At 41.0% G+C, this 13,964-nt stretch carries 14 protein-coding genes and 2 pseudogenes; 7 read left to right on the top strand and 9 right to left on the bottom strand.

Translation table 11 applies throughout. The features are described 5' to 3' along the window. Positions 1-25: 25 nt before the first annotated feature. From BM283_RS04600 to BM283_RS20480, 3 genes and pseudogenes are all read right to left on the bottom strand, one after another. Complete coding sequence (locus BM283_RS04600; RefSeq protein ID WP_090690165.1) at positions 26-520, bottom strand: phage holin family protein; 495 nt, start codon at positions 518-520, stop codon at positions 26-28. 16 nt (positions 521-536) lie between these two features. Continuing rightward, positions 537-890, bottom strand: coding sequence for an ElaB/YgaM/YqjD family protein (locus BM283_RS04595; protein WP_139225190.1), 354 nt, complete (start codon positions 888-890; stop codon positions 537-539). A gap of 926 nt (positions 891-1,816) precedes the next feature. Further along, positions 1,817-1,972 (bottom strand): annotated as a pseudogene (locus BM283_RS20480) (DUF4372 domain-containing protein); the annotation flags it as partial. A gap of 271 nt (positions 1,973-2,243) precedes the next feature. Here BM283_RS20480 and BM283_RS04585 point away from each other — a divergent pair. Further along, positions 2,244-2,648 carry a surface-adhesin E family protein gene (locus BM283_RS04585; RefSeq protein WP_090690160.1) on the top strand — a complete coding sequence of 135 codons (405 nt, stop codon included), beginning with the start codon at positions 2,244-2,246 and terminating at the stop codon, positions 2,646-2,648. A gap of 134 nt (positions 2,649-2,782) precedes the next feature. Next, positions 2,783-3,250, top strand: coding sequence for a J domain-containing protein (locus BM283_RS04580; protein WP_090690157.1), 468 nt, complete (start codon positions 2,783-2,785; stop codon positions 3,248-3,250). Positions 3,251-4,151: 901 nt separating this feature from the next. Here the strand turns inward: BM283_RS04580 and BM283_RS04570 are convergent. Then, positions 4,152-4,355 carry a cold-shock protein gene (locus BM283_RS04570; RefSeq protein ID WP_090690153.1) on the bottom strand — a complete coding sequence of 68 codons (204 nt, stop codon included), beginning with the start codon at positions 4,353-4,355 and terminating at the stop codon, positions 4,152-4,154. A 732-nt stretch (positions 4,356-5,087) separates the two neighbouring features. Between BM283_RS04570 and BM283_RS04565 the strand changes: the two genes are divergently transcribed. Next, a complete protein-coding gene (locus BM283_RS04565) occupies positions 5,088-5,762 on the top strand; it encodes a hypothetical protein (RefSeq protein WP_090690150.1) in 675 nt (224 codons plus the stop codon). 45 nt (positions 5,763-5,807) lie between these two features. Here the strand turns inward: BM283_RS04565 and BM283_RS04560 are convergent, their stop codons facing one another. The 3 genes from BM283_RS04560 to BM283_RS04550 are packed head-to-tail and all read right to left on the bottom strand — an operon-like array spanning position 5,808 to position 7,777. Then, positions 5,808-6,701 (bottom strand): hypothetical protein, encoded by an 894-nt coding sequence (locus BM283_RS04560; protein ID WP_090690148.1) that lies wholly within the window; start codon positions 6,699-6,701, stop codon positions 5,808-5,810. A gap of 40 nt (positions 6,702-6,741) precedes the next feature. Next, positions 6,742-7,143, bottom strand: coding sequence for an ExbD/TolR family protein (locus BM283_RS04555; protein WP_074667422.1), 402 nt, complete (start codon positions 7,141-7,143; stop codon positions 6,742-6,744). After that, entirely contained in the window at positions 7,130-7,777 is a 648-nt protein-coding gene (locus BM283_RS04550; protein WP_046849021.1) for a MotA/TolQ/ExbB proton channel family protein, read from the bottom strand. Before BM283_RS04550 ends, BM283_RS04555 begins: the two co-directional genes overlap by 14 nt. A gap of 980 nt (positions 7,778-8,757) precedes the next feature. Between BM283_RS04550 and BM283_RS04545 the strand changes: the two genes are divergently transcribed. From BM283_RS04545 to BM283_RS04530, 4 genes are all read left to right on the top strand, one after another. Then, positions 8,758-9,414, top strand: a complete 657-nt coding sequence (locus BM283_RS04545; protein WP_090690146.1) for a peroxiredoxin — start codon at positions 8,758-8,760, stop codon at positions 9,412-9,414. Positions 9,415-9,474: 60 nt separating this feature from the next. Beyond that, positions 9,475-9,744 carry a SemiSWEET family sugar transporter gene (locus tag BM283_RS04540; RefSeq protein ID WP_090690143.1) on the top strand — a complete coding sequence of 90 codons (270 nt, stop codon included), beginning with the start codon at positions 9,475-9,477 and terminating at the stop codon, positions 9,742-9,744. A 407-nt stretch (positions 9,745-10,151) separates the two neighbouring features. After that, positions 10,152-11,417 carry an MFS transporter gene (locus BM283_RS04535; protein ID WP_090690141.1) on the top strand — a complete coding sequence of 422 codons (1,266 nt, stop codon included), beginning with the start codon at positions 10,152-10,154 and terminating at the stop codon, positions 11,415-11,417. A gap of 277 nt (positions 11,418-11,694) precedes the next feature. Further along, positions 11,695-13,218, top strand: a complete 1,524-nt coding sequence (locus BM283_RS04530; RefSeq protein WP_090690139.1) for a peptide MFS transporter — start codon at positions 11,695-11,697, stop codon at positions 13,216-13,218. A 71-nt stretch (positions 13,219-13,289) separates the two neighbouring features. On the opposite strand, the gene BM283_RS04525 is transcribed toward BM283_RS04530, so the two are convergent. Further along, on the bottom strand, positions 13,290-13,679 hold the full coding sequence (locus tag BM283_RS04525) for a YchJ family protein (RefSeq protein WP_217646439.1): 390 nt from the start codon (positions 13,677-13,679) through the stop codon (positions 13,290-13,292). Positions 13,680-13,873: 194 nt separating this feature from the next. Beyond that, positions 13,874-13,964 (bottom strand): annotated as a pseudogene (locus tag BM283_RS17945) (IS5/IS1182 family transposase); the annotation flags it as partial.

Below are 13,964 nucleotides of genomic sequence, written 5' to 3'. Positions count from 1 at the left end.
AGGCAATATTTATATCATAAATTAATTAGCGTTTATGTTTATTATTCCTCAGTAGCATACTGACAACAAAACCACCGCCGAAAGCGATAAGAGCAGTAGTAAGCGGTCGTTTCCTTATATACTTTTCAACACTTTCTCCGGTATTTTCAGCCAGGTCGGCAATTTTCTCGCTCTGTTTGCTTGTAAGTTCTTTTACTGAGGCTGCCGCCAATGATCCGGGAGTAGATTGCTCGGAGACAGGGCTACCTATATTAGGGGCAACGCGCCCTTGCCTGACAATGATCAGGATTAAGATGGAGGCAACAAATACCACTCCACCACCCACGATTACTGCTGCCTCCCACGGTTTCATTGTCTCTGCCAATGACACATACAGACCAAAAAGTATGAAAATCATGCCAATCATTACTATAATTACAGCTAAGCCCAGTAGGGATATAATTAAGGCCAGCCTGAGTGTGCCTCGCCTTAGTTTTGCATATTCTGTAGCGAGAATATCTCCAACTAATTTTGGCAACATTTATGTCGTTAACCGTTTAGCGTTTATTACTCAGTAGCAAACCAACTACAAAACCGCTACCAAAAGCAACCAGAGTACTCGTAAGTGGCCGTTCTCTAATGTACTTTTCTGCACTTTCTTCAGTCGCCTTGGCCTGACTGCGTACAATTTCTTTTGCATCTGAAGCAAAATCGACAACTTTCTCGCTCTGCTTGTCAACAAGGTTTTTTAGGGTGGCTCCCAATGATCCAAGGTCAGACCGAAGGGCACTAAATTCTTTTTTTAACTGATCTATTTCTTTGCTATCATCAACCCGATAACTATCTGTCGGTCCCTTGGTTTGTTCTCCCTTTGAAGCTGCTTCTTTATTGAAATCACCTGTGGTTGCCATGATTTAGTTCTCCGTTCGAATAAAAATTTTTAATAATTGATTAATCAGTATATAAGCTGAATAAGCTCTTCCATTTTTTTGACTAAAGCTGTCATGATTTGTTCTCCGATCGAATGAAAAGTTTTGATAATTGATTAATCAATATATCAGCTCACAATGAACTTTTTCACTTCCCTGACCATAAAATATTCGCTGGATAGAAGATTCCAAACAATTTGTAATACGTTAAATAGAATATTGCCCGAAATCTATTAAGCTCTTTGAGTATTTCCTACTTAGAATAACAGATAAATGATGATCAACACGGATATAGGGACTCCAAGTAACCAGGCTAGAAAATATTTTCCCATTTGAGTCTCCTTTTTAAAGTGCAAATCATTGAATAAAATTGCGCTTCACAGGCAATAGAATGGAATAACATGCTTTCATGTAAATACCATATAAGTATAAAAATTTGATTCAGCCTTGTCTGTGAATCACAATGCGATTTAACTTTACAGTAATAAACAGCCTTAGTATGTACGTTACCGTACAAATAGATTTTTGCTTCAGGGTATCTATTTATAGATGACTGATATGTATTCTCACTTGGCTGGTAATCAGCCCACCTGGATATGATGCGATTTCCGCTCTGCCAGGGAAACTAGTACCAGTTGATGGTGCTGACCAATTATACTATCGCCTTCCCAATCACCTATACGCACGCTCTGCTTTGCATTGAACTTCCATCGCAGTTTCTGGCAGCGCATATGTTGCACGATCTCACAGGAAGATGGCAGGCTGGATTGAAGCTTTCGGTTTTACCAAAACATGATTTCGCGAAAGATACCAGGCGCATGTTGTGCATTTGTATCTGCCAATGTGAAGCGGTGAATCAGTACTGTTCCCGGCTGAAAATAAGAAGTACAATGGCTGTTGAAAGCCGTTTACAGGTCGTGAATTAAAAACCGTTGTGCCAACTGCGCATAAATCATTGCTGCAAATTGTGTCCGACAATCGAGCGCTCGTATCCGGTGATTCCCCACATGGTATTTTACCGCACGATCAAAGCGACAATAGGCGATGTGCTTGAGCAATTGGTTTAATACAGTGTTATCCCATTTCTAAATCAAAACTCACTTCTTACTTTGTCCGCTTCACCTTGGCGCAATAATTGATATTGTCTGCGACTCGCCTTCGCGTCATGTTTGATTTGGAAATCGAATTAATATGTTTTAGACTTAAATCCTTGGGTTGGAAAATTTCTGTTTCGAACACATCGATTTTACCCCATCCCCAAGCTCACTCAGGCTTTATCTCTCATAGGGTGATAGCTAGCCGGACAGTAGTGAAAAAAGGAGTAAATAAATACGTATGAGAGGAATATTGTTAGCTTCAATAATTGCTTTGGCAACTAATGCTGTGATGGCTGACTGGTCTTTAGTGGACGAAAGTGCCGATGGTTCAGCAATAATTTATTCCGACTTTGACACTGTTCAAATAGCTGACAACAAAATTAAGATGTGGTCATTGGGGGATTTTAGGTCTGTGAAGGAAACCAATGGAGTCAAATTTTTATCTTCAAAATATCAAAAAGAATACGACTGTAAACTAGGGCAGGTGAGAATGCTTGCATTCATTTTATTTAGCTCAAACATGGGGGAAGGGCAGGTCGTTTATTCAGATAATCAACCCGATAAATGGGCACCTGTAGCAGATGGAACAGTTGGAGAAACGCTCTGGAGATTAGCTTGCGAAAAAAATATATCAAAAGATTAGCGCAGCATTTTTTAATTATCAAACTGTAACGCGCTAGTAAATCATGTAGCAGACGTAATAATTTGGTTTCTGTCAGTGTCCTCGGTATGAAAAATATACAAAAATAATATAATCCCTTACTAGGTTCAACACGCATGGCAAAATTACATACCCATTACGACAACCTCAAAGTGGCACGTAATGCTCCACTAAAAGTCATTCGTGCTGCCTACAGAAAGTTATCACAGAAATTTCATCCGGATAAGAATCCCGGGAATACTGAGGCTGCTCGAATCATGGCGATCATCAACACCTCATATAAAGTGTTGTCTGATCCTGACAAACGTCAAGAGCATGATGAATGGATCGCCGAAATGGAAGCAGCGAATTTAATTAACAGACAAACACATCAGACACCCCCCTCAGCCACTCAATACTCAGCTGCACAATATTCTACCCACTCTTCTGGAAATACTTTTTTACTTAACCTCTTCCTGCCGATATTCAATCCAATCAAGGGTATTGTTATATGGACATTCATTTATGTCATCGGTATTAGTATGCTAATTGGCACTCTTTTGCTTGTTGACAGCGTCATTGAGTTTTTTAGAGGAAAAGGTTAACTTTCTCCTGACCTAAAAGCGTATTAAATAATACCAGCACCAATTCTTACTGAATATGTGCCTCAGTATAGTCCTAATTCCATTTCCAAATTAAAAATGGCGCAATGGCGGGCCGCAGGCAATTTCAATAATACGGCAAGGTGAAGCCGATCAAGTCAGTTTGGTATTGCAAATGGAATAAAACTGTCCCTCTTGACCAATATTTGCAAATTATGTCAAAAATTATTAACGGTTTTACGCGAACTGTCTTTCGATAGTATTAATAGATTATTACAGATGAATATTATTTATTTTTTTATATTCATAAGCCGTCTGGCTCAATGACACTACAATATCAAAATCATCTGTATTAATTAGGGGGCTACTAAAATTAGTGTTTTAGAACACACGAGGTGAGGAGGTGAGAACAAAAAAATATTGATGCAGCATATGATTGCTATACAAATAAAAAGAAACATTTTTTGTAAACAACTATGTATTGTAACGAATATGGCGTTTTACAGGTATTTTATGCTCAATTCAAGATTATTGGTTCCTCAAATGGCCACATTGGCTGAGCAAAGTAATGCGACTGATTTTGCTACAAACTTTGCCAGAATGGTTTAAATTTCTTCTTCTGTCGAGCAACACGGCAAGTTACACGGCAAATATCTTATACCGATTTGTTGACATTATGTTTTTAGCTGTCCTTCTCAGTCATCATCGTTCCTTCAGCATTGTGATTAATAATGAGCCAAAACCATTTTGTAGGTCATCAGGTTATTTTATTCGTCTTGAGCTGATGCGATACCAAGAGCAGAAAAAAGCACAATACGACAATAATGAGTAAATCGTAGTAATTTAGGTCATATATACAAAAGAACCTCGGATAGTCCGAGGTTCTTTGTTTTTCTGATCATTTTTATAATGACCTGATATTGGCTGCTTGTTTACCTTTAGGTCCGGCAGTTACTTCGAAAGTGACACGTTGAGCCTCTTTCAGAGTTTTGAAGCCGTTACTATTGATAGCGGAAAAGTGTGCAAACAAATCCTCTCCACCATCATCTGGAGTAATAAAGCCAAAACCCTTAGCATCATTGAACCATTTAACTGTACCTGTTGCCATTTTATTTCCTTAAAAATTAATTGAATCATAGAGTGATCAGTGTTTGTAACTGATGTGTTGTTATGATATCGAGAAAATTAGATAAAAAAAATACGTGTAAGCACGTAGTAAGCTATTAAATAAACATTGTCGCTATGAATGAACCGGCCTTTCCCTTTAGTGTAGGGGATGTGGTTGCTGAGGCTGACGTTTCTACATCCAAGGTCGCGTCCCGTCGGGCGCCACGTCATAGGCTAGCCGAGCATAACTTCTGCTGGCTTAATCATTCACGCAGACTTAGGTTGTTAATGTGAATCAAGGGTTAACTTGTAAAGAAATCCAGAAAAACACAGCCAGTCAGCTTTCGCGAAATGAGTTGAGGCGAAATCTGATTATTGGACAGAAAAACCTCGCACATTCAATAAAATTGCTCTCCCACTCAGGTTAATTCGGTTTTTTTAAGTATTTTTAGAGATGCCCTGAAATGTTATCCATCTACACAATTCACTAAGGAAAGCAGCATGGGTGTTTGATTCATCGCGGTTTGTAAAAGTAAAATAAAATTTTATCTTAGAGATTGCTTTTCTAAATATGTTTAAAGTTTAAAAAACAAATATATTTAAAATGGCGGCAACGATATTTTTTGCTATTTTTTTCAAGCTTTTTCTCACTTTTTGGTTTTGAGGCATTTTCCTTCCTAAAACTGAAACTCTAAAGTCTAGTTTCTAGAATTTTTAAATGAGAGTCTAAACATTGAATATTACTTTGAAAATTTTCGGTTTAAGTTTGTGGTTAATTTTTAATGCAGTAAATGCCGAAAATATACGTATACCAATTAAATCCGGGCCGAATGGAGCTGTAACTTTTGATAGCAATATTGCGAATGACGGAATGCAAGACCGGATGAACTCAGTTGGTGGTGGTTTTTCAAGTATAAGTGGGCATCGTGCAAATGCCACAGTTAATATAGAAAGAGGAGAAGGAACAATAAATTATGCACGTAAAAATTCGAATGGAGCTGTCACATTTAATAGTAATTTTTCGAATGATGAAGCGGCTCCTCTGATGAGCTCAGCTGGTGGGAGTTTTTCAAGTACAAATGGGCATGGTGCAAATGCTACAGTTAATATGGAAAGACGAGATGGAACAATAAACTACTCACACAATAATTTTAAGAGAACTATCACATTTGATACTAATCTTTCGAATGACGGAACAGGACTTCAAATGAACTCAGTCGGTGGTAATTTTTCAGGTAAAAGTGGACATGGTGTAAGTGCAACAGTTAATGCAACAGGAAGTGTTGGAGCAATAAATTACATACACACAAATCATAAGACGAAAATTAAATTTAACAGCGGTGTGAATATTAACAATGGTAATCATGCTGCAAATATCGGAGTTCAGATTCCCTTCGGTGCGAAATAATTCGCCTAGCCGATCAAGGTAATTAGCTCAGCTGAGCTGTAATGCTTAGCGCAAATAAGGCGGAATAGGTTCTCCAAAGAATTCGCGCATTAGAAAATTTTCTAGCCCCTCGCTATCTCCTGGGCGTGCAGACAGGACAACGACGCGATTAAGGCGAGGTGATTCCCAGTTAAAGTCTTCCTGATGATACTGACGAATGAGCTGGATCATTCTGCGTATGATTGCACGTTCAATGTCGCCGTCCGGCCCTGCTTTCACTTCAATTAATTCCCGCCGCGGATTGATGTCGCCAGTTGTCCAGGCGCGAAACGAGAACTGCGCATAGCGCGGGCCAATATGGATAATCTGAAAAACGCCACTGGTACCAGGTATTTGTAGATTGCGTTTAACTTTCGCCATCCTGATCTCTTCCGCTGAGGGCTGAGGTTTAGTATTAGTATTTTTGTTGTCCTCAAGCCCATCAAGAATACCGGCTGGCCGACTTTGTTTCATTTTTCTCTGATTAATATACTCCGATAAATCGGCCGGTGCAGCGGCATCCTTTTTTTGTGGAATCTTAGTTTTGGTTTCTTTCTTGGGTGGTGTAGCTTTTACCGTTCCAGTCGTATCCTGCCTAACACGAGGTGGTGTGGGGGGAGCGAGCGGCTTGGTGCGCGGAAGTGGTGGCATTGCCAAATCTGGTGCTATTTCTGCTTGCTGCACTTGATCCTGAGGTTGTGTCTCGATGCCTTTGGATGGTGGTGGGGCAGGTTCCTGTGGTTGTGCAAGTTCCGGAAGTTCCAGAAATTCCGCTTCAATCGCGTCAGGGATATCAATGCTGACTTTGATTTCGGGCTCTGTCAGAAAAAAACCGAATGCCCAGATGATGATCAGCCAAATTAGCAGCGCCAGTGGCAGTGGCCACCACAAACGAATTTCCCTTGTTCTGGAGCTGTTCATCGCTATGGGCTTTATCAAACTATTTATCAAGGAATATAAATTATTTATGCTGAACCGCGATCAGAAAATGCTGCACACCCGCATTCCGCGCCCGAAGCATTGCCTGAACCACAATGCCCTGTGGTGCTTCATTATCTGCCGAAACGATCAGCTTTTGCTTGGCATCATGAAGCAGCGGTTTGAGCGTACTAGCCAAAGTATCAAGGGTGACAGATTCTTTATTGATAAAAATTTCACTGTTCTTGGTCAATGTTAAAGTTACCGGTTTTTCGGTACTGAGTTTCTCGGCTTGACCTTCAGGTAAGTTAACTTGCACAGAATCCAGCTTCTGCATGGATAACGAAGCCAACATAAATGTCGCGAGCAGAAAGAACATGACATCAATCATGGGGATAATCTGGATATAACCTTTACGTGGGGTTCTGGATTTACGTAGTTTCATGGATATTTTCCTTTTGATCCAGCCGAATATGATCGATCAGGCGTGTACCGAGGCGTTCCATTTCATCCATGGTTTGTGATTGCAGACGTGAGAAATAATTGAATCCAAATAACGCTACCAGCGCGATAACCAAACCAATAACGGTGGCGATGAGCGCTTCGGCAACACCACCTGTCACTGCGGTGGGGTTGACGATGCCTTCATTGCCGATAACTTGAAAGGCGCTCATCATACCGACCACGGTTCCTACAAGCCCCAGTAGCGGCGCGGCTGTAACGATGGTTTCCAGCGCCCAGAGCCGGCGGGCCAATGAATTCTCAATTAGTTGGGCTTCATCTGCTGCACGTGACTCAGTCCACCAGAATGGTTGATGCCGATTGGAAATTACCACTTCAAAGAACCGCTTGTAATAGTGGCGTTTATCTAGCCCTGACAGGATCTTTTCCAGATCTTCCCACTTGAAACCATAGGTTTCGATGAGATTCAGCAAATCGTTCGATAAACGGGCAAAGCGCCAGTAAACAAATGCTTTTTCAAGCATTATCGCCAGGGCGAGGACACCCAGCAAAGATAACGGCAAAATAATGATTCCGCCCAGTTTTAACATGATCCAGGCTTGGTTAAGGTATTCCATTTATAAACTCCAGATGGGGTATGTTTTTATAACTTGTGATTCGAAATAGCCGTTGCCTTGGACTTAAGCTATTAATACCGAACAATGAGCGAGCTTCTGGGCATTGCATGCGAACTTCAAGATATTTCTTCGCAAAGTATGTGGCGGCTATTTTTGAGATTGTATTCTCTATTTTAAGCTAGAAACTGAGAAAATAGGTCAGGAATCTATTGCTGTTGCGACATGAGTAATCTTTGGCTATGTCTAAGATTAACTTTCTCGTGATAACCTTGAATTTCTGAGTAAATGCGCCTTGTCTTTGCTTCGATAGGTATCAACTAGGGCTAGCTACCATCAGCTATTTTTCCTATGCGTTTCTGAAAAAAGCTACTAAGAGTGCCATATTTTTATGGCTAAAAATTTATAGAAGTGATGGCATAGGATACGGCCGAAGATTGGCTGCTTTCGTGGCCAGATAACCTCCTTTCAAGACGCTGTGACTGTATTCAAGAAAGCAGTTATGATTAGAGAGTAGTCTGGATTTAGTATAAATAGTGATTAATTAGCGCTGAGGTATTCTTTCTTCAAGCTGAATGATATATTTGTTTGATACAGTTTCCAATTTCTTATCAGCATGAATCGTTTTTTTGCGGATAGTAATCAGTGTCAAATAGGACAATTAGAACAATTTGGTGACAGATTTATCATTGAAAAACAATTCTATTTCTCTGTTTGTTCATCTGCTTGCAAATATAAATATACGGCGATGACCTGCTAATCTGTATGATTATTTATTTAAACCGGTAGTTATACGTCGTACGTGATACTAACTACTACTATTAACCTTATCACAAATAAAAATTTGATAATAAAGAATTGCTTTTACTTCATAGATACAATTATAGTTTGTTTCATAAAAAATAATATTAAGTTATAGTTAAGTTATAGCTATTAAGCTGATTTTAATATACATCTAATAAGTTGGAATTAAGGAGATATGTATGGCATTGCGTATTAATGATCAAGCACCTAATTTTCAAGCAGAAACGACACAAGGAAGGATTGATTTTCATGAATGGATTGGAGATCATTGGGTAGTATTATTTTCTCACCCAAAGGATTTCACACCTGTTTGCACGACAGAATTAGGTTATATGGCCAGTATTCAATCTGAATTTGATAAGCGCAATACTAAAATTATCGGGCTTAGTATTGACCCGCTTAATGATCACGAGAAATGGTTGAAAGACGTTGAAGAGGTTGGTGGTTCACGGGTTAGCTATCCTGTTATTGCAGATACTGATCTGCACGTAGCTAAACTCTATAATATGTTCCCTGCAGATGAGACAGGCTCAGCAGAAGGACGGACAGCGGTTACAAACGCGACCGTTCGTTCAGTATTTATTATTGGTCCCGATAAAAATATCAAGCTTATGATGACTTATCCCATGACAACCGGTCGTAACTTTAATGAGATCTTGCGAGTCATTGATTCAATGCAGCTAACCGCAAAACACAAAGTCGCAACGCCCGTGAATTGGCAACAAGGGGAAGATGTCATCATTGTTCCTTCAGTTAGCAATGATGAAGCTAACAAAATTTATCCACAAGGTTGGGAAACAGTGAAGCCATACCTGCGCAAAGTAAAGCAACCATGATTTATTCATAGCTCCTGTGGTATCGCGAGAAAATATTAAATATTAATATTTTAGAATTAAATGGAAGGGCATGAGATCGTTGGTTTTGTGGCGGGTTTCGGTACCACTTTTGCAGCCGCTCCAGATTTGCTCGCGATACTTAAACGAAGGAGTTCTCAAGGTATGAATCCTACCATGGCAGGTATTATGGGCTCGTTTCAGATCATGTGGGTATATTACGGTATTTTAATTGACTCAATGCCTGTAGTTATCTGGAATGTTATTGCAGTGGTAATCAATTTTCTCATGGTAGGTGTGTTTTTTTACTTTGCCCGCATCGGGAAAAATTAACTGGCTGAGCAAAATCTACAAGCCGCTACAAGCGCTTCACACGTACCGATGAAACCTGGGCTTACGTCATCCAGCTTGCATTATGTTGAGGGGATTAACCTGGCGCTGGAATTTATAAACAGTTTTAAAATTGAGACTGCTTTTCACTGGAATATAACTAATATGCTCTGATACTCTCATTTAGCCTTCTCAGTGGTATTCTTACCCTGATTTCTTTCCCCTTAAAAATAAAAAGATATCAAAAATCAAAATTCTTTTCTTTCAATCAGTCGCAATTGCGTAAATTTTTGACCGTTAATCCGGAGATTTGACAATTTATTGCATCTTTATTATCTTCGCCCTTCATAAAAAAGCTGCTCATCTCTCTTATAAATGATAATCCGGAAGAATCGAAGGAAAAACCGATAATGATCAGTCCTTATCGTCAGCATCGCCGGATACTTATTGCAAGTATGGCCGGAACGGCTGTCGAATACTACGATTTTTATATTTACGCGACAGCGGCGGCATTAGTATTCGGTCCATTGTTCTTCCCAGCCAGTTCGCCAGCTGCGCAATTGATGCTGTCATTCATGAGCTTTGGTATTGCTTTCATTGCACGACCGTTTGGTGCAGTATTATTCGGTCATTTCGGTGATCGGATCGGACGAAAATCGACATTGGTCGCATCACTGATGCTAATGGGAGTGTCGACCGTGCTGATTGCATTTTTGCCGACTTATGCGATGGTCGGCTGGGTTGCGCCATTATTGTTGTGCATTCTGCGCTTCGGTCAGGGGCTTGGCCTTGGGGGAGAATGGGGCGGTGCAGCACTACTGGCGGTTGAGAATGCCCCTCAGGGATGGCAGGCACGTTTCGGCATGGCCCCGCAACTGGGCGCACCTGTTGGCTTCCTTGCTGCCAATGGGTTGTTCCTGCTAATTGGCATAGGATTGAGCGAAGCGGAATTTGCAGCGTGGGGCTGGCGTATCCCGTTTCTGGCCAGTGCTATTCTAGTCGGGCTAGGCCTGTGGGTGCGCCTGAAGATCAACGAAACGCCTGAATTTGCTCAAGCTCTCTCACATGAGCCTCCAATTCCGGTTCCCATCAGTGAGTTGATCCGCAATCATACGTTATCTACCTTCGCCGGGACTTTCGCAGTGGTAGCCTGTTTCGCGATATTTTACCTTTCAACTGCTTTTGCACTTGCCCATGGCACGACTGCCTTGGGATATAACCGTGAGGTTTTTCTGGCAGTTCAACTTGCTGCCATTCTGTTTCTAGCGCTGGGTATCATCGTTTCGGGTGTGCGTGCTGATGCGACCAATGCTGTGAGCGTTTTGACATGGGGATGTGCTGCGACGGTCGGTATAGGATTGATATTTGGATCACTTTTAGGTTCGGGTTCGTTATGGGTAGTATGGGCAGTGCTATCACTCGCATTGTTCGTGATGGGCTTTGTCTATGGCCCACTCGGCGCGTGGCTGCCGTCGCTGTTCCCAGCAAGGGTGCGTTATACCGGTACATCAGTGGCTTTTAATGCAGGGGGCATTCTGGGCGGAGCAGCCGCTCCGATTGCCGCGCAGACGCTCAGCGAAATAGGCGGTACATCCCTTGTGGGTCTTTACCTGGCAGTGGCAGGAGTATTCAGTCTTGCCGGGTTAGTACTGGCTCAGCGGTTTAAAGCGAAGTAAGCTTCGAGCTCTGCCGATAATACGTTCAGCACCTACACCTTCGACATAGCTCCATTACTAAATCAAAACTGACTTTGGCGGTTTCCCTTGCCGCATTATGGATACGATCTGCGGCTCACCTTCGCGTCATGTTTGATGTGGGAATGGAATGGTACATCATTGCCTTATTTTTATTCTTTATTCAGTACAAGTCCATATCAAGATTGGATTGTCGGATTTTGCAGGATTGAGAATGTTATTTTCAGCAAATCCGAAATGGTAATAAATTTAAAAACGCATGAGTCCGACCAAACATCCTAACGGTTTATACCTTTTGTTTTTTACAGAAATGTGGGAGAGGTTCAGCTACTACGGCATGCGGGCCATCTTCACATTGTTTATGATCAAAGCTTTATTTTTCGATAAAGCGCTGGCCTCTGAGATTTATGGAAATTACACTGGCCTGGTTTACTTAACGCCTTTAGTAGGTGGTTACGTAGCTGATCGTTACTGGGGCAATCGAAAAACCATCCTTGTGGGCGGAGTCTTGATGGGGATGGGGCATTTCTGCATGTTTTTATCTGCAGCGAATTACAGCAATATTGCCTTCGCACAACCCATGCTATTCTTGGGCCTGGGATTGCTCATTTTGGGTAACGGTTTTTTCAAACCTAATATCTCTACCATGGTCGGTCAACTTTATCAGGCGGGGGATAAACGTATTGACGCTGCCTTCACCATTTTTTATATGGGTATTAATCTAGGAGCATTCCTTGCTCCGCTTGTTTGCGGTGGCTTTGGAGATACTGGAAATCCAGCAGATTTCAAGTGGGGCTTTCTTGCCGCCTGCATTGGTATGATCATTAGTATTTTTTCATTTGAGTTGCTTAAAAACAAACTTATCATAACATCAACAGGTGAAGGTATTGGATTGTTACCAAAGAAGAAAGTATTAGCAGGGAATGAAGCTAAAGAACCAAAAATATCGCTTTCTCAGGCAGTCAGTTGGGCGATGGCCTCTATTGGCTTATTCATCGTATTTTACAGCCTTATGGAGTTAGATATCATTGGATCAGCTATTTTTTCCCTCACTATTATCGGCCCTGCTGCCATCATTGCCGATAAAATGCTTACATCAATTGAGAAACAACGCATAGGGGTGATTTATATTCTTGCCTTTTTCGTTATTTTTTTCTGGGCAGCATTTGAACAGGCGGGCGCATCATTAACTTTTTTTGCAGAAGAACAAACTGATAGAAATCTATTCGGCACAGAAGTTCCAGCAAGTTTTTTTCAATCGATTAACGCCGTATTTATTATAATTTTAGCTCCCATTTTCGCCTTTATCTGGACATTCTTAGGCCAACGCAATTTGGAACCATCCTCACCTACTAAACAAGCATTCGGGTTGTTGTTTTTATCGATAGGCTATCTCGTGATTGCATGTGGCGTAAAAGGAGTGGATCCAGCAATTAAAGTGAGCTTTATGTGGTTAACTAGTCTATATTTATTGCATACTATTGGTGAATTGTGCTTATCACCAATTGGTTTAGCGATGGTTGTAAAATTAGCCCCTGAGAAATTTGCTTCGTTGTTAATGGGAGTGTGGTTTTTATCAACTGCAGCTGCAAACAAATTTGCAGGTACATTAAGTTCTTTGTACCCTGATCCTGCTTTCCCTGTCCCGCCAAAATTTATAATATTTGAAATCAATGGTCTATATGAGTTTTTCATGATCTTTGTCATTTTGTCCGGGCTTGCATCCTTGCTTCTATTTATACTCACCAAGACATTACAAAAAATGATGCACGGTGTGCAATAAGTCTGTTTGTTACTAGCAGAAATTTGTTCAGGTGATGATAGTCTCATCGGATCTTCTTCTTGACTACATGATTAGAGGATATCGCCCTCAACATAAAACCATCGTCCTGCTTGGTACACAAAGCGACTGATTTCATGCAGACGATAAGCACGACCGCATACTTTATAGCGAGCTATAAATTCAACTATCGCATAATCCGGTGAGAGTTGTTCATGATGCTTCACTTCAAGATTGAGCCATTTTCTGTACGGTCCATCTGCCAACCTAAGTAAGGTTGGGCGGGTACTGTGATACCAAGTCTCCAAAAGATAATCTTCTCGACCAAGGGTATACGCAGTGTAGCGTGAACGCATTAATACTTCTGCATTAGAAGCAGCTTCGCCTTCGTCGAGATAACGAGCGCAGCAGTCAATGTATTTTTTATCGCTGCCACAAGCACAGCGCATTATATTGATATCCATGTTAAGCCTGAAAGCTTCATTAATAAAATTATTCTATTTCTTATTAAACCTGATTTTGTCAAGCACTTTTGCCGTATTCTTTATACTGTCTGCGGCTCGCTTTCGTGTCGCTTTTTAATTAGGGAATGAAATAAGTAGGCAATATTAAATATTGTATAAATTAATTTATCTACACCCTAGGGTCTGTTGACATTTCACATAGGTAGCCACAGATATCCACACGCTATGGCTACCATACTTTCATAATTTCGCTTCAGCTTGTCGTATCGTGTCGCTATTGCCCGG

The organism is Nitrosomonas sp. Nm34, from assembly GCF_900113925.1.
GTDB lineage: Bacteria > Pseudomonadota > Gammaproteobacteria > Burkholderiales > Nitrosomonadaceae > Nitrosomonas.
Note: the sequence above shows the minus strand (reverse complement) of the source record. Positions and strands in the feature narration are given on the sequence as shown.